General features: G+C 44.2%; 20 protein-coding genes. 18 read left to right on the top strand and 2 right to left on the bottom strand.

Features of this window, described 5'->3' with window-relative positions; genetic code table 11:
- Positions 1 to 95 precede the first annotated feature (95 nt).
- From RT034_RS01040 to RT034_RS01030, 3 genes are read left to right on the top strand one after another with little or no spacing between them, the layout of a single operon-like run.
- Complete coding sequence (locus tag RT034_RS01040) at positions 96 to 1,079, top strand: aspartate carbamoyltransferase catalytic subunit (protein ID WP_409566281.1); 984 nt, start codon at positions 96 to 98, stop codon at positions 1,077 to 1,079.
- A gap of 35 nt (positions 1,080 to 1,114) precedes the next feature.
- Positions 1,115 to 2,281 (top strand): dihydroorotase, encoded by a 1,167-nt coding sequence (locus RT034_RS01035; protein ID WP_313012602.1) that lies wholly within the window; start codon positions 1,115 to 1,117, stop codon positions 2,279 to 2,281.
- A gap of 43 nt (positions 2,282 to 2,324) precedes the next feature.
- On the top strand, positions 2,325 to 2,846 hold the full coding sequence (locus tag RT034_RS01030; RefSeq protein WP_313012599.1) for a DUF2127 domain-containing protein: 522 nt from the start codon (positions 2,325 to 2,327) through the stop codon (positions 2,844 to 2,846).
- Between the two features lie 59 nt (positions 2,847 to 2,905).
- On the opposite strand, the gene RT034_RS01025 is transcribed toward RT034_RS01030, so the two are convergent.
- Positions 2,906 to 4,921, bottom strand: a complete 2,016-nt coding sequence (locus RT034_RS01025; protein WP_313012595.1) for a YihY/virulence factor BrkB family protein — start codon at positions 4,919 to 4,921, stop codon at positions 2,906 to 2,908.
- 251 nt (positions 4,922 to 5,172) lie between these two features.
- Between RT034_RS01025 and wrbA the strand changes: the two genes are divergently transcribed.
- Together wrbA and RT034_RS01015 are read left to right on the top strand one after the other, a co-directional pair.
- Positions 5,173 to 5,778 carry an NAD(P)H:quinone oxidoreductase gene (gene wrbA / locus RT034_RS01020; RefSeq protein WP_060995109.1) on the top strand — a complete coding sequence of 202 codons (606 nt, stop codon included), beginning with the start codon at positions 5,173 to 5,175 and terminating at the stop codon, positions 5,776 to 5,778.
- Between the two features lie 13 nt (positions 5,779 to 5,791).
- Positions 5,792 to 6,214 carry a hypothetical protein gene (locus RT034_RS01015; RefSeq protein ID WP_313012591.1) on the top strand — a complete coding sequence of 141 codons (423 nt, stop codon included), beginning with the start codon at positions 5,792 to 5,794 and terminating at the stop codon, positions 6,212 to 6,214.
- Between the two features lie 66 nt (positions 6,215 to 6,280).
- Here the strand turns inward: RT034_RS01015 and RT034_RS01010 are convergent, their stop codons facing one another.
- The gene (locus tag RT034_RS01010; protein WP_313012588.1) at positions 6,281 to 6,949 is read right to left on the bottom strand and encodes an alpha/beta hydrolase; all 669 of its coding nucleotides are present in this window, start codon (positions 6,947 to 6,949) and stop codon (positions 6,281 to 6,283) included.
- Positions 6,950 to 7,179: 230 nt separating this feature from the next.
- On the opposite strand from RT034_RS01010, the gene hrpA reads away from it, so the two are divergent.
- The 13 genes from hrpA (at position 7,180) to fabZ (ending at position 24,824) form a co-directional block, all read left to right on the top strand.
- Positions 7,180 to 11,403, top strand: a complete 4,224-nt coding sequence (hrpA, locus tag RT034_RS01005; RefSeq protein WP_313013286.1) for an ATP-dependent RNA helicase HrpA — start codon at positions 7,180 to 7,182, stop codon at positions 11,401 to 11,403.
- A gap of 322 nt (positions 11,404 to 11,725) precedes the next feature.
- The gene (gene rimO / locus RT034_RS01000) at positions 11,726 to 13,213 is read left to right on the top strand and encodes a 30S ribosomal protein S12 methylthiotransferase RimO (protein WP_313012585.1); all 1,488 of its coding nucleotides are present in this window, start codon (positions 11,726 to 11,728) and stop codon (positions 13,211 to 13,213) included.
- 14 nt (positions 13,214 to 13,227) lie between these two features.
- A complete protein-coding gene (locus RT034_RS00995; protein ID WP_060995106.1) occupies positions 13,228 to 13,572 on the top strand; it encodes a DMT family transporter in 345 nt (114 codons plus the stop codon).
- A 197-nt stretch (positions 13,573 to 13,769) separates the two neighbouring features.
- Entirely contained in the window at positions 13,770 to 14,498 is a 729-nt protein-coding gene (pyrH, locus tag RT034_RS00990; RefSeq protein WP_313012579.1) for a UMP kinase, read from the top strand.
- Positions 14,499 to 14,537: 39 nt separating this feature from the next.
- The gene (gene frr, locus RT034_RS00985) at positions 14,538 to 15,092 is read left to right on the top strand and encodes a ribosome recycling factor (protein WP_313012576.1); all 555 of its coding nucleotides are present in this window, start codon (positions 14,538 to 14,540) and stop codon (positions 15,090 to 15,092) included.
- A gap of 44 nt (positions 15,093 to 15,136) precedes the next feature.
- Positions 15,137 to 15,877 (top strand): polyprenyl diphosphate synthase, encoded by a 741-nt coding sequence (gene uppS, locus RT034_RS00980; protein ID WP_313012573.1) that lies wholly within the window; start codon positions 15,137 to 15,139, stop codon positions 15,875 to 15,877.
- Positions 15,878 to 15,896: 19 nt separating this feature from the next.
- On the top strand, positions 15,897 to 16,784 hold the full coding sequence (locus RT034_RS00975) for a phosphatidate cytidylyltransferase (RefSeq protein ID WP_313012571.1): 888 nt from the start codon (positions 15,897 to 15,899) through the stop codon (positions 16,782 to 16,784).
- A 265-nt stretch (positions 16,785 to 17,049) separates the two neighbouring features.
- Positions 17,050 to 18,270, top strand: coding sequence for a 1-deoxy-D-xylulose-5-phosphate reductoisomerase (ispC, locus tag RT034_RS00970; RefSeq protein WP_313012567.1), 1,221 nt, complete (start codon positions 17,050 to 17,052; stop codon positions 18,268 to 18,270).
- A 128-nt stretch (positions 18,271 to 18,398) separates the two neighbouring features.
- Positions 18,399 to 19,766: an RIP metalloprotease RseP gene (rseP, locus tag RT034_RS00965; protein WP_313012564.1), complete on the top strand. Its 1,368-nt coding sequence runs from the start codon at positions 18,399 to 18,401 to the stop codon at positions 19,764 to 19,766.
- 331 nt (positions 19,767 to 20,097) lie between these two features.
- Positions 20,098 to 22,491 carry an outer membrane protein assembly factor BamA gene (gene bamA / locus RT034_RS00960; RefSeq protein WP_313012560.1) on the top strand — a complete coding sequence of 798 codons (2,394 nt, stop codon included), beginning with the start codon at positions 20,098 to 20,100 and terminating at the stop codon, positions 22,489 to 22,491.
- 13 nt (positions 22,492 to 22,504) lie between these two features.
- Positions 22,505 to 23,017: an OmpH/Skp family outer membrane protein gene (locus tag RT034_RS00955; protein WP_313012558.1), complete on the top strand. Its 513-nt coding sequence runs from the start codon at positions 22,505 to 22,507 to the stop codon at positions 23,015 to 23,017.
- A gap of 109 nt (positions 23,018 to 23,126) precedes the next feature.
- Complete coding sequence (lpxD, locus tag RT034_RS00950; protein WP_313012555.1) at positions 23,127 to 24,179, top strand: UDP-3-O-(3-hydroxymyristoyl)glucosamine N-acyltransferase; 1,053 nt, start codon at positions 23,127 to 23,129, stop codon at positions 24,177 to 24,179.
- A gap of 129 nt (positions 24,180 to 24,308) precedes the next feature.
- The gene (gene fabZ / locus RT034_RS00945) at positions 24,309 to 24,824 is read left to right on the top strand and encodes a 3-hydroxyacyl-ACP dehydratase FabZ (RefSeq protein WP_313012552.1); all 516 of its coding nucleotides are present in this window, start codon (positions 24,309 to 24,311) and stop codon (positions 24,822 to 24,824) included.
- Positions 24,825 to 24,830: the final 6 nt, after the last annotated feature.

Genomic DNA, 24,830 nt, shown 5'->3' with positions numbered 1-24,830 from the left:
TTTATACAAATAACAACAAATCTAGGTGGCTGATGAATATTTTAAATACCCAAACCCTATCCAACGAAGCGCTACAGAGCAAGCTTGATCAGGCGATGGCAAAGCCAGAACTGACCGCAGCAGGTGATTTGCGGCATTTTATCGGCGTAGAAGGGTTATCCAAAGCCCAGCTGATGGCCATCATCGAAAAAGCCAATGGTTACTTAACTGACAATGTCGGTCGCCCCAACAGCATTCGCAATAGTGATGAGCTTGAAGGCTGTACGGTGATGAATTTGTTCTTTGAAAACTCTACCCGTACCCGCACCACCTTTGATGTAGCTGCCAAACGTCTTGGCGCCAGTGTCATCAGTATCGATATTGCCAAATCCAGCACCCAAAAAGGCGAAAGCTTACGCGATACGCTGTGGAATCTTGAAGCCATGACAGCGGATATCTTTGTGGTGCGTCATTCATCGAGTGGGGCTGCGCATTTTATGGCAACCGAAGTCACCCCAAACATTGCCATCATCAACGGTGGTGACGGCTGGCACGCGCATCCGACCCAAGCCATGCTCGATATGCTTACGATTTATCGTGAAGCGCCAAGACCTTTTGAGGAATTAACGGTAGCGATTATCGGCGATATCAAGCATAGCCGCGTTGCCCGTTCGGATATTGCGGCGCTCAAAACCTTGGGGGTCAAAGAAATTCGCGTCGTGGCGCCCAAGACATTATTACCAAAAGGCATTGAGCGTTATGGTGTCAGTGTCTATAACGATTTAGACGCGGCGGTGGTTGACTGTGATGTCATTATTGGTCTGCGTATTCAAAATGAGCGTATTGGCTCGCCGCTGTTACCATCGACATCCGAGTATTTTAAAGCGTATGGCATCACCACCGAACGCCTTGCCCTTGCCAAACCTGATGCGCTTGTCATGCACCCAGGACCGATGAATCGCGGCGTTGAAATCTCATCAGCTGTTGCCGATGGTGAGCAGTCAGTGATTTTAAAACAAGTCAATAACGGCATTGCGATACGTATGGCAGTGTTGGCACTGGCTATGCAAGGGCAACGTGCCGCACGCAGCGCATCTTAAAATTTAGCAAAAAAAATGACAAAGTAGGCAAAACCATGACGCTTCAAAATCTTTTACCTGCCAATTGGCAATTTGATACCACGCAGCTTAACCCTATCGACAGCGATGGCAAATGGCTATTACCGCCGCTGGTGGATTTATGTGCGCGCCTGCGTGAACCTGGGCACCAGTCGCATGGCACACTAAAATCAGAAGGCGCCGCGGCTCGAAAAAACGGTTTTTTGCATGTCGTTATACCACCTGATACCAATCCCGTGCTTGAGAATGGCTCATTACTGGCAGGCTTGCGAGAGCGGGCTTATCAAGATGGTGGTATTCATCTGCATGTGCTAGGGGCGATGACCGCAGGTCTTGAAGGTGAAAAACCCGCCAATATGCTTGGCCTGAAGCAAGGTGGCATCATTGGGGTCAGCAATGCTCGCCGCAAATTCGCCAATGATGACGTACTACTGCAAGCCCTTGATTATGCGGCGACTTATGACATCAAAGTATTTTTTTACCCTGATGAACCCAGTTTATCCAAAAACGGCGTCGCCCATGATGGCTACATCGCATCTTATCACGGCTTGGCAGGGATTCCTTGGATTGCTGAAACGGTGGCATTATCCAAGCAGCTGTTGATTGTCGAAGAAACAGGCGTATCGGCACATTTTGGTCAGCTGACCACCAAATCATCGATTGATTTGATTCGCTGGGCGAAACAAAGGGGCTTGCCGGTGACCTGTGATGTGGCAATGCACCAATTACATTTAACCGATGATGCCTTGATTGGTTTTAATGCCTTGGCGTATGTGTTGCCGCCCCTGCGTTCCAATACCGACAAAAAAGCGCTGCAAGAAGGCTTGCAAGATGGCACGATTGATGCGATTTGTAGCCACCATGAGCCATTGGCAAAAACCGCTAAACAAGCGCCATTTGCGGAGTGCAAACCCGGCATTAGCAATTTTGATACTTTTATGGGGCTCGCTTGTCAATTGGTCAAAGAGGGTATTTTGACCCCAGAGCAGCTGGTAGAAAAAATTGCACTCAACCCTGCAAAAATCGCTGGAATTGAAGCTAGCTATCATCAAACGGGCGGGGCGGTGCTAGTTGACCCCAATCTGACTTGGACCGTGACAAAAGAATCGATGATATCACAAGGCAAAAATACGCCATTTATCAATAGCGAACTGACAGGGAAAGTCGAGCAAGTCTATTTTTAGGCTTGTTTGAAGCTTGTTTTAAGATTGGATACGGTAATGAATCATGCCAAAGGCGTTTAAGCAGATAGCCCCGACAGTGCCTAATAGGCATCATGCCAAGAAGGCCATCATCATGGTCGCTATCTATGAGCTGTTAAAAGGATTGGTAGCGCTAGGAGTGGCGGCTATTATTTTTGTAGGGCATGATAAATTGCAATGGATTGCGCGGGTGGTTTCGCAGGCGCTGCATCGTATCATGGGTATGGCACTGCACCACCAAATAGAAGCACTGAATCACTATGCTTGGGTAGCTAACCAAAATTGGCAAAAAGCCTTTTGGATAGTCGTGGGCTATGCGCTGCTGCGTTTTGTGGAAGCCTATGGTCTTTATCGAGATAAGATATGGGCGTATTGGTTTAGTGTTTTGGGCTACGGCGTGTTTTTGCCGCTTGAAGTTTATGAGTTATTTAGCCATCGGTTTAATTGGCTTAATATTTTAATACTGCTAGTCAATATCGTCATTGTGGTGGTCTATCGCAATATGCACGCCAAAGGGTTATTGGGTAAAAAGATAACACAGGCTTAAGCTATCGATAAAAAAAGCGAGTAAAAAAGGGCAGATTCTGCCCTTTTTTACTCGCCAAACTAGCTGTCTGGTCTATCTTTTTCCGTAATGATACGCGGGGATTTTTTGCTCGCATTGGCTGCAATTTTTGATTTGATAAAATTAAAAGGATTGTACGGGCTATCGAGTACGCTAGCCGGGACAATCTGACGAATTTTAGCCATTACCGCTGTATTATCACCTTTCGCTTTGTCCTCATCCGCTAGGATTTTTGACTCGACTGTTTGGGTGGTGGTAATTTCATTGCTAAAACTCGTGTCGTCTAGGTTACTGATGTCCCAATGCATATTGTCAAAATTATTGGCATTCAAATAATTATCAATCGCAAATTTATGCTCGTCTGTGGCATTGCCATTTTGTGGGGATGAGGGCGTCGCTTTATTTTCGCCATGACTGTCGTATTCACTGTTACTTTCTTCAAGCGTTTTTAGCGGATGTTTATCATCTAACCCGTTATCGGTTGACAAGTGTTTTTGATTATCATGACCTTGCTTAGCAACTGATGATTTATGTGATAATTCATCCGATAACTCATCGTTATTTAAGGCATTAAAATCACGCGGTTGACTCGATAAGCTACCCTGACCTTTAAAATCAAGCGTACCATCAAAGCCAGTCGCTTGCTCGGCGTCAGTTTCTTTGATGCGTTTATCTTCATTGACCACGTCACTGACTTGACCCCCTGATAGTCCTGAGCCTTCGCGTTGACCGGCTAGTTTGTTACCTTTCCCTTTTTTTCCCTTATCTGGCTCAATATCTTCGGTATTTGGGGTTTGACGCGGCGCGATACTATCAAAAATACTTGCCATAGACACATCAAAATTATATTTGAGCATGGCTTCACCACGGGCTAAGGTATTAATCCATTGCACAGTCCAAGGCGCGTTATTTTTAAGTTTTCGCAAATCCTTTTCATGCGGCAAAGGATAGGGCATATTTTGGTAAAACTCCCAGAAACTATAATCATCGAGCGAGCGTTTGAGCACATATTCATCTTTGTCGCTGGTGGTGATGAGATTGTTATCTTGTAAAAAGCTAATATAAGTGTACCAATTTGGCATCTCTTGGCGACCTAACACATCACGCAGACCGGCTTCGGTGACGACATTGCCTTTTTTATGCTCACGGTACAACACGTTTAGCATATCCATCAAGCTAAACAAGGCGTGACGGGGGAAGATTTCTTTGGTCTCAAAAATGGTCAAACAGTAGCTGATTTGCACCCCAAGCAGGATAATATTCCAAGAAATATAAATCCAAAGTAAGAACAACGGCAAAATCGCAAACGCCCCATACACCGCTTTATAACTGGTAAAGTTGTCAACAATTGCGCCAAAGGTGAGTTTTAGGATTTCAAAGATAATCCCAACCACAACACCGGCAACCAACGCATGTTTAAAACGTACTTGGCAGCGTGGGATAAACCAATACATGGCCACCAGACCCATCAGCATAATTGCAATGGAGCCGATTTGTACCCAAATCGCCCAGTCAATCCCATAACCACCAATCTTTTGATTTAAAAAACTCAAACTTTGAACGGTACTCGAGACAATCATCGCTAACGCAAGCACAATAGGCAACAGGGTAATAATCACCCAATAACGCACAAGATTGAGCCAGCTGGTCTCTTTTTTTTCAACGCGCCAAATTTGGTTAAACGCGGTTTCAATCGTCATTAAAGTGGAAATGGTGGTAAAAAATAAGATACCCACACCGATGATGGTTAAATTGGAGGAATTACTGGTAAATTGGTTAAGATACTTGGTGACCTGTAATCCGGTACTGGGCAAAATATTGCTAAAAATTAAGTTTTGAATCTGCTCACGCGCTTCTGCTAACTGCGGGATGGTGGAGAGAATCACCACCAACAAGGTTAAAATCGGTACAATAGACAGCAGCGTGGTATACGTCAGTAATGCAGCTTTTTGGCTACAATTATCATCGATAAAATTTTTGATAAGGTACATCAAAAACTGCACCCATTTATGTTTAAAAATGGATAATTTTTTTAGTTTGGCAATCAGTTCATTCATAGTAGTTCTTATTGATAAAAAATTTCAAAGTTTGACCATCAAATCGGCGAAAAAAGCAGTGATTGTATGGCAGTATGGTATCATATTCAAAAAAAATGTTTATTGAATTACTGTGAACAGTTTTGGTGTTTTGCAATTGGCAATCTGGCTGGTAGATTGCCTTGACCCTACCATCAAAATTCATCCATCAAAATTTATTCACCTAGACTAGCTTGACGTAACAATTATCAAAAGTGATGTGAGAAAAAACCATGAGTCAACCTTATATTTTAGTCTTGTACTACAGCCAAAATGGCTCTACCAAAGATTTGGCGTATCTGGTCGCACAAGGCATTGAAGATAGTGGCACAGGCATAGCCGCTCGGATTCGCACCGTACCCAAGGTCAGTAGCGAGACTGAAAAAGTTGCGCCAAGTATTCCTGATGAGGGTGACCTGTACGCCACCATGGATGACTTAAAAAACTGTGTGGGACTGGCACTCGGCAGCCCCACCCATTTTGGCAATATGGCAGCATCGATGAAGTATTTTTGGGATAATAGCGTCACAATTTGGCTAGCGGGGGATTTGCAAAACAAACCGGCATCTGTATTTACCAGTACGGGTACCATGCACGGTGGGCAGGAGACGACGTTAACTAGCATGATGACGCCGCTACTGCATCATGGTATGGTGATTGTGGGAATTCCCTATAGTGAGCCTGCACTCAATACCACGAGCCAAGGTGGAAGCCCGTATGGTGCAAGCCATGTCAGTGGGGCAAAGCATGACCACATCATGAGCGCGGATGAAAAAACGTTAGCCATCGCCCAAGGCCAACGTCTAGCCAAAATTGCCAAGGCATTACAAGCGTTATGAGAAAACAAGCGTTATGAGAAAAAAAGACCCGCACTCACTATCTGCGCCCAAACCCGTATATCCCATCCACCGCCGCTTAACCATAGCCTGGTGGGTTTGGCTGGGGTTTCGATTGCTGGCAGTACCGCTATTGACGCATTGGTTGGCAAGTGCAAAGCCTGCTATAGTCGGCGGGATTGCTTGGCAAGCTCTGTGGTTGATACCTGCGCTCTTATCAACGCCTTATATCGTGAAAGGCAAAAGCCCATACGCGCTATTGCTGCTAAGTATGCTCACTTTTGTATATTTGGGGGGCAGTGGTATGGTTGCACTAAAATATGGCTATCAAACGCATTGGGGATTGATGGCTGTGTGGTTGGTGGATTTTGTTTTGCTAGGATGGGTGAATTACTGGCTATTTATTTTGTTAAAACGACTGCCAAAGATGAATGGCTAATTGCCAAAAGAGCGTACCTAAGTCAGGTACGCTCTTTTTATGCTAAAAAATTATGCTAAAACATCGTTAGGCCAACACATCATTTAGCCATTTACCGATAATTTTGAGTTGCGGCATACATACTTGGTGCGCCATCGGATAGCTGTAAAACTGCGGCTGATAACCTTTTGACTCAAGCCATGCTTTGGCTTCTTGCCCAAGCTGTACTGGGACGACAGGGTCTTGTGTGCCATGATGAATGGCAATGTTTAGATTTTTATTGGCATCACTTAAAGTTAGGCTGTCTTTGGTCGCTAAATAAGTCGATAGGGTTAACAGTCCGGCTAATGGTTTGTCATAGCTTAACGCCGTTTGATACGCCACCGCACCGCCTTGTGAAAATCCTGCAATTACGATATGCGCTGGCGATACACCGCGCTCGGCTTCACGTGCGATTAAATCTCCAATCGAGCGGGCGGATTGTTCAATCTGTGCCGTGTCGATTTTGCGGTCCAGTGACATTTCTAAAATATCATACCACGCTGGCATCACATAGCCTTGGTTGATGGTTACAGGAATGGCGGGGGCATGGGGAAATACAAACCTTATGCCATGGTTGCCATCGAGTCCCAAGTCAGGGACGACCGGTTCAAAGTCATGACCATTTGCGCCCAGTCCATGTAGCCAAATCACCGCTCTGTCAATCGGCAAGTTATTAGGGTTGTGAATGACTTCAACCGTTTTTAATAAACTCATAAATTCTCCTTTCATGTGAAACACAAATGTCATAAAAATTAATTGTCATAAAAATAATTAGCTGATAGCTTAAAAATAGGGATAACGCTTGATTTTAGCTTATTCATACCACATTATCTAGGCAATGTTTACCATAAGAATAGCCTAAGTGAATGAAAGAACTTATATCGACTACTGTACCATTAAATGATCCTCAACTAGACAAGCCTCAGAATGTGAAATTACCTGTCATGGCAAAAGACAGCTATTATCTGTCACGCCTTGCCCAACAATTAAAACAAATCAAAGACAAAGAAAGCGAAGACTATACGTCAAGATTTGATCGCTACCAAAAACAACTCAAACACTCGCAAGACAGAGTGCAAAGCCGTATCGCCAGTCTGCCAACGATACACCTAAACGAAGACTTGCCCGTCAGCCAACAAGCCGATAGACTCATCAAAGCCATCCAAGACCACCAAGTCATCATCGTGGCAGGGGAGACAGGCTCAGGCAAAACCACCCAATTACCTAAGATTGCCATGCTCGCCGGGCGAGGGATAACAGGGCAAATCGGACACACACAGCCAAGACGATTAGCGGCGCGTAGTGTGGCAAATCGTATTGCTGAAGAACTAGGGGAAACGCTCGGACAGACAGTGAGCTTTAAAGTGCGTTTTACTGAGCAAGGCTCATCCGATTCCATTGTCAAACTGATGACCGACGGTATTTTGCTTGCCGAAATGGCGCATGACAAGTTTTTGAGCCGTTATGATACCATTATCATTGATGAAGCCCACGAGCGCAGTCTTAATATTGACTTTATCATGGGTTATCTCAAACGCCTATTGCCAAAACGTCCCGATTTAAAGGTGATTATCACATCGGCAACGCTCGATACAGCAAGGTTTAGCCAGTATTTTTCTAGCGTTGATGGTAAAACCAAAAAAGCGACGCCCGCGCCTGTATTTGTGGTTGAAGGTCGCAGTTATCCCGTGGAAGTGCGCTACCGTCCGTTGACGGAGGAGATTGTCACAGGTTCGGATGATGACAGCTTTGATGATGTCGAAGAAAACTTACCCCGAGCGATTACCGCAGCGGTCGAAGAGTGCTACCAAGACGCTGCCAGTAAAGGGCATGCTGACCAAGCGGATATTTTGATTTTTGCGGCGACAGAAGCACAAATTCATGATTTGGCAGATATTTTAAACCAATATGCCCCCCGTCATACCCAGATTTTGCCGTTATTTGCCCGTCAAAGTTTTGCCGAGCAGCAGCAGATTTTTCACCCGACAGGCGGCCGTCGCATTATCATCGCCACCAACGTGGCCGAAACTGCCTTGACCGTGCCCAATATCCGCTACGTCATTGATTTGGGATTTGCTCGGATGTCACGCTATGACTATCGCTCGCGGGTACAACGCTTGCCGATTGAAGCGATTAGCCAAGCGGCCGCCAATCAACGAAAAGGTCGCTGTGGACGTATCGCGGCGGGCGTGTGTATCCGTTTATATTCAGAAGAAGACTTTACCAGCCGCCCCGAATTTACCGAGCCTGAAATTTTGCGTACTAACTTGGCATCGGTGATTTTGCAAATGGCAAACTTGGGGCTGGGCGAAGTAGAAAACTTCGACTTTATCCAGCCACCCGACAATCGACTGGTCAATGATGGGCGTAAACTGTTAGAAGAATTGGGTGCGATTGCCACTAAAAAATCTGAAAATAGCCTAAGCATAGCTAATGACAGTGGCAAGGGCAAAGGCCAATCCAAACGCCATCCAAATCAACTCACCAAAGTCGGTCAAATGATGGCAAAAATGCCCATAGACCCTCGTTTGGCACGTATGCTGATTGCAGGTGAGCAATATGGTTGTCTCAAAGAGCTATTGGTGATTGTATCGGGCTTGTCAGTGCAAGACCCTCGAGAACGCCCGAGCGATAAGCAAACCCAAGCTGACCAAAAACACGCATTATTTCGCCAAGCCGACAGCGATTTTTTATTTTATCTCAGTCTTTGGCAGTCAATTCATGGGGCTTTATTTAAAAGCGGTGGATTTAAAAGTAGTGAATTTAAAACTAGTGGATTTAAAAGCAGTGATCTTGACCGTCAAAAAAATGCAACGCTAGATGATGAAGCCGCTCCAATCGCGCAAAGCCCGTATGAAAACGACAAATTAACCAACAGCCAACGTAAAAGCTTTGCCAAAAAACATTTTTTAAGCTCGCCGCGTTTACGTGAATGGCAACAAACCCATAGCCAGTTGCTGCAAATGGTGGATGGCTTAAAATTAACAATCAACCAAGAGCCAGCCAGTTATGTGCCTATTCACCGAGCATTGCTTACAGGTCTGCTGTCGTTTATTGCCCAAAAAGTCAATGATGTCGACAAAAGCGGTAAGCTAATCAAAGCCAAACGCGGGGAGTATGTCACCGCGCGTCAGCACAAAGCCAAGATTTTTCCTGCCAGTACCTTGTTTAAACAAAATCCGCTATGGGTGATGGCGTTTGAGGTGGTTGAGACCTCGCAGGTGTTTATGCGTACCGCTGCCAAAATCGAGCCAGAATGGATTCTGGCGATGGCAGGGGATTTGCTCAAATACCATTATTTTGAGCCGCATTGGTCAGCCAAAACGGGGCATGTCAAGGCATACGCCCAAATCAGCCTGTTTGGTTTGATTGTGGTACACAAACAATTGATGAATTATGAGCGGGTCAACCTTACCGAGTCTCGAGAAATCTTTTTGCGAGATGCCTTGGTCTTGGGCAATCTAAATGCCCCGTCCACAGGCGATGGTAAAAAGGGCAAATTGCCGCCATTTTTGCAGCATAATATAGATAAAGTCGCTGATGTATCCTTGATTGAAGATAAGCTGAGACGTCGAGATTTGCTGGTCGATGAAGAGCAATTATACGACTTTTATGCCAAGCGAGTGCCTGAGCATATCGCTAGCCGTAAAGTATTTGAAGATTGGCGAAAAGAAGTAGAAAAGACGGAGCCACAGTTTTTATTTTTTAGTGATAAAGATGTGCTCAACGAACAAGCACCCGCTACCCAAGCTTTCCCAGAAACGTGGCAACTGGGTAATCTGAAACTACCCCTGTCGTATATTTTTGACCCGACCAGCGATGATGACGGCGTGACCATTAAAGTCCCGCTCGTTGCCTTACCACAGGTTGATGCGGTTGAATTATTATGGGGTATTGCAGGGTGGCGCTATGAGCTGGTTTTGCAGCTATTAAAGACGTTGCCAAAAGATATTCGTCGTCAAATCGTGCCCGTGCCCGATACCGCCAAACAAATTTTTGACACGCTTGAAAAAAACCACCATGGCGGACTGCTAAGGCAACTGTGCCAAGCCTTAAACCAGCGCGGTGTGCGTGGGGCAAACAATCAATTTGTAGAGCCAAAAGACTTTAATCCAAGTGAGGTTGAAACCTATTTGCAGCCACAAATTGCGCTGGTCGATGACAAAAACCGCCTGATTGAAAAAGGGCGAGATATTGACGCATTAAAACTGCGTCATCAAGTCACCACAAGCCAAGCTGTCGCCAGTGGTAAAGGCGTACATAGCGAGTTTCCCGAGCATTTTAACTTTATGCAAAACCGCCACAGTGCAGGCGTGATAATCAAGCAGTTTTCGGCACTGGTTGCCGATGGACAGTCAAGCTATAGCGATAAAAAGAGCGTGTCTATTCAGCAATTTACCGATGTCAGTGTGGCACTCAACATACACCGTCAAGGCTTGCTTGCTTTAATCGGTAATGAGCTCGGAGCGAAAGCCAGACAGCTTACCAGCCAAATTGATAAAAACTTTAAACTTGCCTTTGCGCCACTTGGTGAGCTTGATAGACTCAAAGATTTACTGATTCATGCCACGCTTGATGCCACTTTTGAAAAATTTGTTGCAGAGTTTGACCATGAAAAACTCACGGCAGGGATTCATGATAAAGAGTTGGTGATTGCCATCAATCAGTTGCCTTTGACGTTGGATGAATTTAACCAAGCCAAAGCCGTGGTGCTTGCCAATTTCTTGAGCGTTGGGCAAAGTGTACTAGCCCAGCTAAAATCGGTGTATGAACAGTGGCAACAAGTTCGGCAAAAACTGCTGCTACTTGACCGTGATATTTTTGAAGAAAGTATCGAAGATATCGAAGACCAGCTCGATGATTTGAGTTTGTCGGACTTTGTGTATCGCATGAGTTATCAAGATTGGCAGCAATATCCGCGTTATTTGCAGGCGTTGTTGGTGCGACTTGATAGGCTTGAGCACAATTTGGATGCCGATCTTGATGCCGTGTATCAGCTTGATAAACACATGGAGAGGCTGTCTGTTAAGGGTAATGATGAGACAATTATGCCGTATCGTTGGTTGGTTGAGGAGTTTCGGATTCAGCTGTTTGCCCAGCCGATGAAAACCCGTGTGCCAGTCTCAGATAAACGCCTAGAAAAATTGTGGGATGAGTTGAATGGTTAATAAAAAAATCCGTCAAAATTTGGCGGATTTCTTATAAAATATTGATTTTAAATAATTTTTTTATAAAGTTTGATTGAACTAAAATCATCGCCAATAGTGTTTTTTGCAGGGTATGGCTCATATTGAGTAGTCATGATGGGGAGTGCTACAGTTGATAGGGGTTTTACGAACAATAGGTTATGAACAATAGATTAATTTTTTTAGCATTTGAAATTTTTACCTATACAGTTAATTTGAGTCGATGAAAAATTAAAAAGTTGATTTGGTAAAAACAGCAAAACTTAGTAAAATAGTCAGATTAAATTTTTTAAAAGTGAAAGTCATGCCAAGCCAACCGCAAGTTTTTAATCCCCAGTCTACCAATAAACCCGCCACCCACCACCAAGCCAATCATAATGAAAACCGTACTGTAGGTCAAAGCGCCAGCCAAACTGCGCACCAACTGGCTCAAGATATCGCAACGACAAAAGCGCCTAAGATTGGTTTTGTGTCGCTTGGCTGCCCCAAAGCCTTGGTGGATAGTGAGCGCATTATCACCGAGCTTAGCCGTGATGGCTACCAAGTCGCCAGTGACTATGATGGTGCAGATTTGGTGGTGGTCAACACTTGCGGCTTTATCGAATCTGCGGTGCAAGAATCGCTTGACGCCATTGGTGAGGCAATTACCAAAAACGGCAAGGTGATTGTCACCGGCTGCCTTGGCAAAGATGCCGAAAAAATCAAAACCATGCACCCAGCCGTGCTTGCGGTGACTGGCGCCCATGCCTATGAAGAAGTCGTCAATGCCGTGTCGCATTATGTGCCTAAACCTGCACCATCAAAAACGTACGACCCAAAAATCGACCTAATCAATGATGCGGGCATTAAGCTTACGCCAAAACATTATGCTTATGTCAAAATATCCGAAGGCTGTAACCACCGTTGCACATTCTGTATTATCCCAAGCTTTCGTGGTGACCTCGTTAGTCGCCCGATTGACAGTATCATGACTGAAGCAGCTGCGCTCAAAAACGCAGGTGTCAAAGAGCTATTAGTCATCTCGCAAGATACCTCAGCCTATGGCGTAGATCTTAAATACAAAACCAGTTTTTGGAATGGCATGCCCATCAAATCCAAATTTTACGATATGTGCGAGGCACTGAATCGACTGGGCATTTGGGTGCGTTTGCATTACATCTATCCTTACCCGCATGTCGATGCTGTGGTGAAACTGATGAGTGAAGACAAACTACTGCCATACCTTGATATCCCATTCCAACATGCCAGCCCTAATGTGCTCAAAGCCATGAAGCGCCCCGCGCATAGCGAAAACGTACTAGAGCGTATCAAAACTTGGCGCTCGATTTGCCCCGATATTGTCATTCGTTCCACCTTTGTGGTGGGTTTCCCTGGGGAGACGGAAGAAGATTTTGAATATTTGCTTGACTGGCTCAAAGAGGCGCGATTAGACAGAGTAGGGGCGTTTACCTATTCAGAAATAGAAGGCGCGGCGGCAAATGATTTGCCGAACCCTGTGCCAGAAGCTATCAAACAACAACGCTATGAACGACTGATGGCGCTACAGCAACAAATCAGTGCCGAAAAACTGGCTGAGAAAGTCGGTAAAACTTTAAAAGTGCTGGTGGATGAGATTGATGAAGAAGAAAATATCGCCATTTGTCGTAGCTATGCTGATGCGCCAGAAATTGATGGTCACGTGTATGTAGATAATATTGATGCATCGGTTAAAGTCGGTGAATTTTTAACCGTCACCATTGATGAAGCCAATGAGTATGACCTTTTTGCCAGTTTTACCGGTGAACTCTTATAAAGATAAGGATTGTCATGTCTCAATCAATGTTAGCGTATGGTCTTTTAGCGATTGCGATTGTCAGTGAGGTTACTGGTTCAACTTTTTTGGCAAAATCAGAGGGGTTTAGCAAACCGTTGCCCACTATCATTACCATGATTTGTTTTGGCATTGCTTTTTATCTTCTTTCACAAGTCATAAAAATCATACCATTGGGGATAGCTTATGCCATTTGGTCAGGGGTGGGTATTGTGTTAACCGCTATCATTGGGTACTTTATTTTGGGTAATAAACTGGATTTACCCGCCATCGCGGGTATGAGCCTAATAGTATTGGGTGTGATTGTGATTAATCTGTTTTCTCATTCAGCCACGCATTAATCACGCTTTAATATAGTACCTTGAATATAGCGACTTGATAGTTTGATGGCTAAAGCCGATTGAATTGTCAAGGTGAGAGCAGGGTAAAAATTAAAATGACTGTTGAAATTATCTTTACACTATCTAAAAACCGTTAATTTTGTTAAAATTTCGCCATTTGCATTATTTGTTATCCAACAGCCAACAAGAGGTCAACCATGTCTGATAAAGCTCCCCGTTACCAACGTATTTTGCTCAAACTCTCTGGCGAGGCCCTGGCAGGCAAAAATGATATGGGGATTGATTCAGGCGTATTAGACAACATGAGTCTTGCGATTGCGCACTTAGTAGGATTGGGTGTGCAAGTGGGTATCGTGGTCGGTGGTGGCAACTTGTATCGCGGCGCTGCGCTACAAAAACAAGGCTTGGTGGGCCGTGTCACAGGCGACCAAATGGGTATGCTTGCGACTGTGATGAATGGCTTGGCGATGCGTGACGCTCTAGAGCGCCGTAATATCAAATGCCGTTTGATGTCAGCCTTGCCAATTGGCGAAGTGACTGAAAACTACAGCAGCCGCAACGCCATTCGCTATTTACAAAACAATGAAGTGTGCGTGTTTGTCGCAGGTACCGGCAATCCATTTTTTACTACGGATACCGCAGCGTGTTTACGTGGCATCGAGATTGAAGCCAATTTAATCCTAAAAGCGACCAAAGTCGATGGCGTATACAACAAAGACCCAAATAACCATGATGATGCCGTCAAATACGACGAACTCACCTTTGACCAAGTGCTGGATCAAAAGTTAGGTGTGATGGATTTGACTGCGATTGCCTTGCTGCGTGAGCATAACGTACCGCTGCAAGTATTTGATATGGCAAAACCCAACGCGCTACTTCATGTGGTGATGGGCGAGTCAGAAGGCACCAAAGTTATCAATCACTAATTTCTAAATTTGACATACAGAGTTTTAAAAGGACACAACATGATTAACGATATTAAAAAACAAGGCGAAGACAAAATGAAAAAGGCGATTGAAGCCTTAGAAAATGCCTTTGGTAAATTACGTACGGGCCGCGCCCATCCTGGTATTTTGCAGGGTGTGATGGTGTCTTACTATGGTTCTGAGATGCCACTTAATCAAGTGGCGAGTATCAACGTTGAAGACTCGCGTACCCTGTTAGTGCAGCCTTTTGACCGTAGCATGGTGCAGGCAGTGGACAAAGCAATTCGTGAATCAGATTTGGGTCTTAACCCAATGAGCGCAGAAGTGATTCGAGTGCCACTACCCGCATTGACGGAAGAAACCCGTAAAGATATGCAAAAGTTGGCACGTCATGAAGCCGAAGAGCGTCGTGTATCTGTGCGTAATGCCCGCCGTGATGCAAACAACGCCTTAAAAGCCTTGGTAAAAGACAAGCAAATCTCAGAAGACGATGAACGCCGCGCCAATGACGACATCCAAAAAATGACTGATAAATACATTGATAGCATTGATAAAATGCTCTCGAGCAAAGAAGCAGAGTTAATGGCCGTTTAATCGTTATTTATCCAATAAAAGAACCAATTCATAAGAAGTAGGTCATGGTTGAGTCAAAGGCAGCAATGCCACAACATATTGCCATCATTATGGATGGCAATAACCGCTATGCCAAAGCACATGGGCTACCAACCGGTGGTGGGCATATTGCCGGCAAAGATAATTTAGACCCTTTGGTTGAGCATTGTATGGATATTGGTATACGTGCGTTGACGGTGTTTGCTTTTTCTAGCGAAAATTGGCAGCGCCCAGCCAATGAAGTAGCGTTATTGATGAAGCTGCTTGAGCAAACCGTCCATGACCAATTACCGCGGATGCTGCGTCATCAAATTTCTTTGCGCTTTATCGGCGATAGAGGTGCCTTGACGCCGCATTTACGCGCGATTATGCAAGATGCAGAAGAGCAAACTGCCCATTTTACTAAAATGAGTTTAGTGATTGCCATCAGCTACGGCGGTCAGTGGGACATCGTCAATGCCTGCCGCCAAGTTGCCAAGCAAGTGGCACAAGGCGCGCTTACTGCCGATGCCATTACCCAAGATGATTTTGCACGCCACCTGTCGTTATCGGATTTACCAGCCGTTGATATGTTAATCCGTACAGGGGGCGATTACCGCATTTCTAATTTTTTACTGTGGCAATGTGCGTATGCTGAGTTATTTTTTACCGAAACGCTTTGGCCAGATTTCAAGGCGGCTGAATTAGACCAAATGATTGATATTTTCATGGGTCGTGAGCGTCGATTTGGTAAGACCAGCGAGCAATTATTAGGTTTGAGCTTTTAGTTAATCAATAGGAATTGTCATGTGGGAACGCATTAGAACCGCCATTATTTTGTTAGTGATTGTTGGCGTTGCGATGTTTGCTACCCGCGAGCCTATTTTGATGTTGCCGCTATTGTTAATCGGTGCAGGCTTTGGGGCTTTTGAGTGGTCAAAGCTCATGCCGTCACTTGAACAAAATCCCGGCAGTTATGTACCGCCTACCACCCAAATTCCCACCAAACCTGCCAAACCAATCGATTATAGCTATACCCTTGTGATGCTAGGGATTGTCAGTGTGTTATTGGTACTAGCAAAGCTAACTGGCAGTATAGCCTGTTGGGTGTTTTTTTGGCTGGTTGCGGCGCTGATTTGGTTGGTAGCGATTGGCTGGATTCGCCGTTATCCCAATAATACTCAAGCTTGGTATGGTAAGCATTTATACGTCATCGGTATGATTATACTGTCATCCGCCATTACGGCGATGTATTATCTGTGGTCACTTTCAGCTTGGTGGCTGTTATATGTGTTTGTATTGGTGTGGTGCGCGGATAGCGGTGCTTACTTTGTCGGACGAAAACTTGGTAGACGCAAAATGTCCCCGCACGTCTCACCCAATAAAAGTGTGGAAGGCTTATTAGGCGGACTTGCCACGGGTACGCTAGTGGTGATTGGTGTATCCTTTGGGTTGTTAAACGATTGGTCGATGATGGCTATTGGGTTGTTTTTGCTGTTATCGTTGCTCACTATCATCATGTCCGTGTTCGGTGATTTGTTTGAAAGTATGCTAAAGCGCCATGCTGGTGTGAAAGATGCCGGGGCATTGTTGCCAGGGCATGGGGGTATTCTTGATCGTATTGATTCGCAGCTTTCAGCCGTGCCAATTTTCGCGTTGGGGTTTTGGGCGATGAAATTTTACGGATTAATTTAATGCTACATTGGGTTTGGCTTTCACAAATTTTCACATCTGCTTCATATTAATCTGTTTAATACCCATCTAGCCCATATCAATTTATTCAATCTGCTAATAAATACAAGCTTGTTTTTCATTCAATCTTTTTTGCGCAACTGCTTGTTGATTGATGCTTAAAAATCTTCTCGCATGTTAATATGCTTACCACAGTGGCAATTTGCCGCTGTAAATGTAAAATGTTAGGTTTAACTGCTGTCTGCCCGCAACTTACTAGGTCATTGTAATGCTATCTTCAACTCACACTATACCGCAAAAAAACATTGCTATTATGGGCGCAACAGGCTCTATCGGCGATAGTACGCTATCGGTCGTCAGTCAGCATCCTGATTTGTATAACGTGGTCGGGGTGACAGGGTTTTCGCGGCTGGATAAACTGTTGAGCATTTGCCAGCAATTTGAGCCAACTTATGTTTGTGTTGCTAAAGAAAAGGAAACAGCGTTTGCGCAGATGCTTAGCGAGGCTCAGCTAAGCTGCAAGATTTTGATTGGTGAACAAGGTCTGGTTGAGCTTGCCACGCTAGCAGAAGTGGACATGGTGGTTGCGGCTATCGTCGGCGCTGCAGGCTTGCAATCAACGCTGGCAGCGGCTAACGCGGGTAAAACTATTTTGCTTGCCAATAAAGAAGCGTTAGTGATGGCAGGTGAGCTGATGATTAAAGCCGTCAAGCAGTCAAATGCCAAATTGCTGCCAATTGATAGCGAGCACAATGCCATTTTTCAATGTTTGCCTACCGCGGTGCAACAACAGCGCAATGCTATTCATTACGATAACCATGGTATTAAAAAGCTTTGGTTAACGGCATCAGGCGGGCCATTTTTACACAAAACACTCGATGATATGAAACGCGCCAGCGTTGCAGAAGCTGTCAAGCACCCGAACTGGTCCATGGGGCAAAAAATATCGGTAGATAGTGCTACTATGATGAATAAAGGCTTGGAGCTGATTGAAGCAAGTTTTTTATTTGATATGCCGGTCTCTGAGATTGAAGTGGTCATTCATCCGCAAAGCATCGTGCACTCTATGGTTGAATACAACGATGGTAGTTTTTTAGCGCAGCTTGGCAGTCCCGATATGCGTACCCCCATTGCCCATGCTATGGCATACCCCAATCGTATCAGCAGTGGGGTGCAGCGATTAGATATTTTTAAGTTAAGTAATTTAAATTTTGTCCGACCTGATTTAGCAAAGTTTAAATGCCTAGGGTTAGCCTATCAAGCCATGCAACAAGGCAGCTATGCGTGTATCGCATTAAATGCCAGTAATGAGATAGCCGTTCAAGCGTTTTTGGATGGCGACATCCGTTTAACCGATATTGCCGATATCAATGAAAAAGTACTATTGCAAGCCGAAAAACAGCCGATTGGGTCATTGCAAGCGATTTTGGCGGTCGATAAAATAAGCCGCGAACAAGCACACCAATGTATTGCCGATTTAAACGCTTAAATAATGCTTAAAAAAGCTTAAAAATAGTTGGCAACACTGGTTGATAATCGTTAAAAATGGCTACATAACTTATTAAGATACCGATAGTTAAATTATTTTTAGCCTGTGATTTTGTCAAAAGGATAGCCATGAATTTCATCTTGACCGTTTTAGCTGCGATTGTGGTACTAGGACCTTTGGTTGCGCTACATGAGTGGGGGCATTATATTGTTGCTCGGCTATGCGGTGTCAAGGTATTGACCTATTCAATTGGGTTTGGTCCGAAGCTGCTAAGCTGGACCAGTAAAAAAACGGGGATTAATTATGCTGTCTCTGCAATTCCGCTTGGCGGCTATGTCAAAATGCTCGATGAGCGAGAAGGCAAAGTCAATCCAGCTGAACGTCATTTAGCCTTTAATACCCAACAACCTTGGAAAAAAATCGCCATCGTCGCAGCAGGTCCGGTGATGAACTTATTGATTGCGATTTTTTTATATTGGCTGTTATTTATCACGCCAACCCAAGTATTGGCGACCAAAGTTGGCAGTATTTTGCCCAATTCACCCGTCAGTCAAACCAGTCTGACAGTCGGTGACGAAATTGTTGCGGTTGATAATAAACCCATCCAAAGTTGGCAGGATATTAACTATGCGTTAGCCGATCGCATGGGCGAGTCGGGACAAGTTAATTTAACGGTGAATGGCGCGCAAGGTCAAACCAATGTTGCCGTGCCGATACAGCGCTTTATGAAAGTAGAAGTGGGTAAAGCAACCAACCCCATTGATAGTCTAGGTGCGATTCCGTGGCAACCAAAAATTCCGGCGGTGGTCGGTGAAATTGTCCCAAATAGCGCTGCCGCCCGTCAAGGTCTGCAAGTCGGTGATACCATCACCCGTGTCAACGGTCAACCGGTGAGCGATTGGCTGGCGTTTTCGCAAGTTGTCAAATCAAGCCCCGAGCAGTTATTAACCCTTGAAGTACAGCGCCAAGGCAAAATCATCCCCTTAAAAGTCATGCCACAAGCAAAAAAAGATACCATGGGCAATCGATTTGGACAAATTGGCGCAGCGGCAGCGGCATCTAAGGTTACGCCGCCCCCTGAGTATATAAAAACCATTCAATATACGCCCATCCAAGCGGTCGAAAAATCCGTGCATCAAACTGTCGATTTAAGTGCCATGACCCTCAAATCAATGGGTAAAATGTTGACAGGCACCATTGGGGTTGAAAACCTATCAGGTCCCATTACCATTGCCAAAGTCGCCAATCAAAGTTTTAGCATTGGTTGGGAAGCGGTATTGTCGTTTATGGCGATTATCAGTTTAAGCCTTGCTGTGCTCAATTTATTACCCGTACCGGTGCTTGATGGCGGTCATATTGTCATGTATGCCTATGAGGCTATTTTTGGTAAACCCATGCCCGAAAAGATACAAATGATGGGAATGAATATTGGTTTAGTTTTGCTTGCAGGTTTCATGCTGTTGGCGATTGGTAACGATATCTCACGGTTGTTTTAACCGACCCAAATTTGGCTAAAATATTGATTTGTAGTTTTGTTTTTTCGCTAGACTTTACGCAAAATTTAGCTTACCTTATGCCAGTAAAATTTATTTACGGATCTCTTGTACTTTGATAATACAAGTTACCCATCAAAGACAAACTATTACTAGAAGTTTAATCAAGTCACCCTTTTTGATAGCATTTGTCATTTTTAGCTAACTAAATTTAGATTACCCAAACTTAGATACAAACCTAGATAAAGACCTTTGGATAACTAATTTTGGATACCTAAAAGTGACAGGTTTCATGCATTATCTTTGGGCAGTCGTCAATTCGGAAACAAGTTATATGCGAAATTCAGCGTTATTTTTGGTTGCACCGTTAGCACTCGTTACCTCGTATGCACAAGCGGCAAATTTTACCGTGAGCGATATTCAATTTAATGGATTGACACGGGTATCCGCTGATAACCTCTATCCCGTGCTTGCTGTCAATACCGGTGAAGTAGCAAACGATACCAATATCGCAGCTAGTATCAAAGCCCTCTATGAAACTGGCAATTTCTCAGACGTTAAAGCATCCCAATCAGGCAATAAGTTGGTATTTGACGTTGTAGAGCGCCCAATTATCGCAAATGTCACTTATGACGGTAATAAACTCATTCCAAAAGAAGCATTGACCGAAGGCCTAAAACGTATTGGCATTGTAGAAGGCAATGTGTTAAAACAGGCGACGGTTGAGCAAGTCCAAAATGAGCTAAAACAGCAATACAATCAGCAAGGTTATTATAATAGCGAAGTTAAGGTGACCCAAACGCCCTTAGACAATAACCGCGTTGCCCTTAAATTTAATTTTGTTGAAGGTAAAGCGGCGCGTGTTGTCGATATCAAGGTGATTGGTAACAAACATTTTAGCGACAAAGAAATCAGACAGGCGATGAGCATCAAAGAAAGCTCATGGGTCAATGTGATTAGCAAATCTGACCGCTATGCCAAAGAAAAGCTTGCGGCAAGTTTAGAAAATGTCACTGCCATGTACCAAAATGCGGGCTTCGTCAAATTCACCATCAATGATGCCACCATTAATTTAAGTCCAGAAAAAGACAAAGTGTTTATTGAGCTCAATCTTACCGAAGGTGAACAATATAAATTTGGCAATGTCAACTTTATGGGTACGCCCAACTACGACACCGACAAGCTTCGTAAGCAGGTGGCATTTAAGCCAGGTGAGCGTTATTCACAACGTCAAATGACGACAACCTTACAAAATCTTGGCACATTATATGGTAACGATGGCTACTATTTTGCCCAAATCCGCCCAGTGCCGCGTATCAATGAAGACACTCGCACCGTAGATGTCGATTTCTTTATTGATCCTGTGCGTCCTGTATATGTGCGCCGTATCAATTTTACCGGTAACAATAAAACCGCAGATGAAGTATTGCGCCGAGAAATGCGCCAAATGGAAGGTACATTAGCCGCCAATGAAAAAATTGATTTGTCGCGCACGCGTTTGATGCGTACAGGCTTCTTCAAAACTGTCAACATGGATGTCAAACCTGTCCCTAACACCCCCGATCAGGTAGATATCAATGTCGCAGTAGAGGAGCAACCATCAGGTACCAGTACCATTGCGGCTGGTTATTCACAAAGTGGCGGTATCACTTTCCAAGCAGGTTTAAGTCAATCTAACTTTTTGGGTACAGGTAATCAGGTCAATATTTCGTTATCGCGTTCTGAGACGTTAGATAGTTATAATTTGGGCTATACCAACCCGTACTTTACCCCAGATGGGATATCGCAAAGTGCCAGTATCTATGCACGCAAAACCAAATATGACAGCAAAAACATTTCAAACTACGTAACAGATTCGTATGGCGGCACGTTAGGTTTTAGCTATCCGATTGATGAAAATAAGAGTTTAAGTGCCGGTCTCACACTTGATAGTACCAAAATCAAAGCAGGCGCTTTGTTAGCGGTATCAAACTATCAGTACTTAAAAGACGAGGGTAATCTGCAAGTAGGTTCAGACTCTGATGGCAATGAGTCATTTGAATCAGACCCATTTAATACCGCGAGCCTAAATTTAGGCTGGAATATGAACACGCTTGACCGTGGACGTTTTCCAACCAAAGGTATGTCACATAACGTCAATTTAGAACTGGCCTTTGGCGATGCCACTTACCAAAAACTGGTCTATCAAGGCAACTACTATCGCCCATTCCTAAAAAATACCGTACTACGCGGTTATACCAAGTTAGGATATGGTAACGATTTACCTTTCTGGGAAAACTTCTTCGCAGGGGGTTATGGCTCAGTGCGTGGTTATGAGAATGCCACTTTAGGTCCTACCAGTAATCGTTATTACCCAGTGAAGAATAATAATGGGGTCGATAATTACCCAGAAGAGATTGGCGGTAATGCACTCGCGCAAGTAGGTACTGAATTAATTTTGCCGATGCCGTTTAAAGGCGATTGGGCAGACCAAATCCGTCCCGTGTTATTTGTTGAAGGGGCACAAGTATTTGACACCACCAATAAATATGACCAAAAAGTCACAGTGGGTGACAATACCGTATCGCTATTAAATGAAAAAGACAATGACATGCGTTTTAGCGCGGGTGCTGGTTTCACTTGGATTACCCCAATTGGTCCAATCTCATTAAGCTATGCCGTTCCGCTCAATGATAAAGATAAAGATAAAGTCGACAATGTACAGTTCGAAATTGGACGTACATTCTAAAAGGTCTATGTATATGAAAATAATGACTCAGTTAGCCACAGCAAGCATTTTGAGTGTATTGGCAATGCCAGTATTTGCCAATACCGTTGCGGTTTGGAATTCCCAAGTTGCCATCAATAATACTAACATCGCCAAAACCAAAATTGGCGTGGTGCAAGCGGCTGTCAAACCAAAGCAGCAGCAGCTTGACAGCTATAAAGCGACCATTGAGCGTTTGCAAAAACAATATGCCACGCAAAACGCTCAGATGACCCAAGCACAAAAGGATGATTTGCGTAAGCAAATTCAAACCAACCTACAAAACTATGAACAGGTTGCCGGTCAAATCCAGTCCATCATTGATGCTAATGAGGCAGAAGTGATGCAGCGAATTGCCCCCAAAATCCAAGCCATTAAAGAAAATATTGTGCGTCAAAAAAATATTGATGTGCTCATTGATAATCGTGATAGAACCGTTAGTTATGTCAAACCTGAATGGGACGTAACGGCAGATTTTACTAAAGCGATTAACGATCAAGTAAAATAATATTTTTTAAGCTCAGAGGTTTTAGCAAAAACGCAATATTCGACTATTGCGTTTTTTATTTTCTGTGTAAAATTAAGGCAAATTTTAAGCAAACGATTGGAGTAATCAAATGGCGTTCACCATCGCACAAATTTTGGATTTTTTAGCTAGTGACGTCATTGACCAAGGGGAGGCGCAAACGAGCCAAAATTTGCAGAAACAAATTTCCAAAATCGCCGCCCTTGAGGATGCCATCGACACCGATATCACGTTTATCGCCAATCCTTTATTTGAATCAAAATTGCAAACCACGCGCGCTGGCGCCGTGCTAGTCCCCGCATCTTTGCAGGAAAAATGCCCAAGCCATAGCGTTGTCATCGTGGTCAAATCACCTTATGCCGCGTATGCCAAACTGACCGCATTGTTTGAACCCACCCAAGCGTATCATCAGACAGTCAATCTTAATTTATCGGACAGTTTGATTCACCCGACAGCCATTTTGGGTAACAATCTGCAATTGGGCGACAATGTGCGTATTGGGGCGTATAGTCAAATCGGCGATAACTGCGTCATTGGTGATGGCGTCAAGATTGATGCCCAAGTCAATATTCAGCCCAATGTCGTGATTGGCGAAGGTAGCTTAATTGCGCCGCACGTGTACATCGGGCATGATTGTGTACTGGGTAAACATGTCAGCTTGCACAGTCATGCCAGCATTGGCAATGACGGCTTTGGCTTTGCCCCTAAGGGCAGTACAGATGAAGCAGGTTGGCAAAAAATTCACCAATTGGGGCGAGTGATACTGGGCGATCATGTCAGCGTAGGCAGCCATACCTGTATCGATCGCGGCGCGCTGAATGATACGATTATCGGTAATCATGTAATTATCGATAATTTGGTGCAAATTGCCCATAATGTAAAAATTGGTGCTGGCACGGCGATTGCAGCGTGTGTAGGGATTGCTGGCAGCACAGAAATTGGTAAACGCTGCATGATTGGTGGCGCATCAGGTTTTGCAGGTCATATCAAAGTTTGTGATGATGTCACGATTACTGGCATGACGATGGTAACCAAATCGATTCACCAACCGGGTGTATATTCTTCAGGCATGCCAGTGATGCCCAATAGCTTATGGAAAAGAGCGTATATTAATTTTAAGCAACTTGGCAAACCAAAAAGTTAATCGTTACCTTTATCCATCAAATAATTTGAGAAAACAACTGTAAACTCAGTATTAAAACCGTTACAATGGTTGTTTTTCACAAATCTATTTTTTTGATAAAGATGATTTAAAAGTATAAAGGATATATCCATGGATTTTGATAAGTTGATTGATGAAGACATCGCTGGCCTTGCACAGATTGGGGTGACATTACCTCTCAATGCCGTTGTATTACGTGATTATCTGCCTCACCGTTATCCTTTTATGCTATTAGACAGAGTTACTGCGGTAAAACCGAACGAGTGGATTACCGGTCTTAAAAACATCACCATTAATGAGCCTTTTTTTAACGGTCATTTCCCTGAAGAGCCTATCATGCCAGGCGTGTTAATGATTGAAGCCATGGCGCAGGTAGCGGGTGTACTGGGTTTTATCAGCAAAAATGTCAAACCAAGAGATGGTTATATTTATCTGTTTGCTGGGGTCGATAAAGTGCGTTTTAAACGTCAAGTCATCCCCGGTGATCAGCTCATTTTACGTGCCGAAAAGACCATGGAGCGTCACAGTATCTATAAATTTAGTTGTACAGCGTGCGTGGGCGATGAGTTGGCAGCCAGTGCAGAAATCACCATTGCAGAGCAGCGTACCCAATATTACCAGTCATGACTTTTA

Origin of the sequence: Moraxella sp. CTOTU48841 (assembly GCF_032061225.1) — a bacterium.
Lineage (GTDB): Bacteria > Pseudomonadota > Gammaproteobacteria > Pseudomonadales > Moraxellaceae > Faucicola > Faucicola cinerea.
The sequence above is the reverse complement of the archived record's forward strand: the minus strand, read 5'-3'. Positions and strand labels throughout refer to the sequence as shown.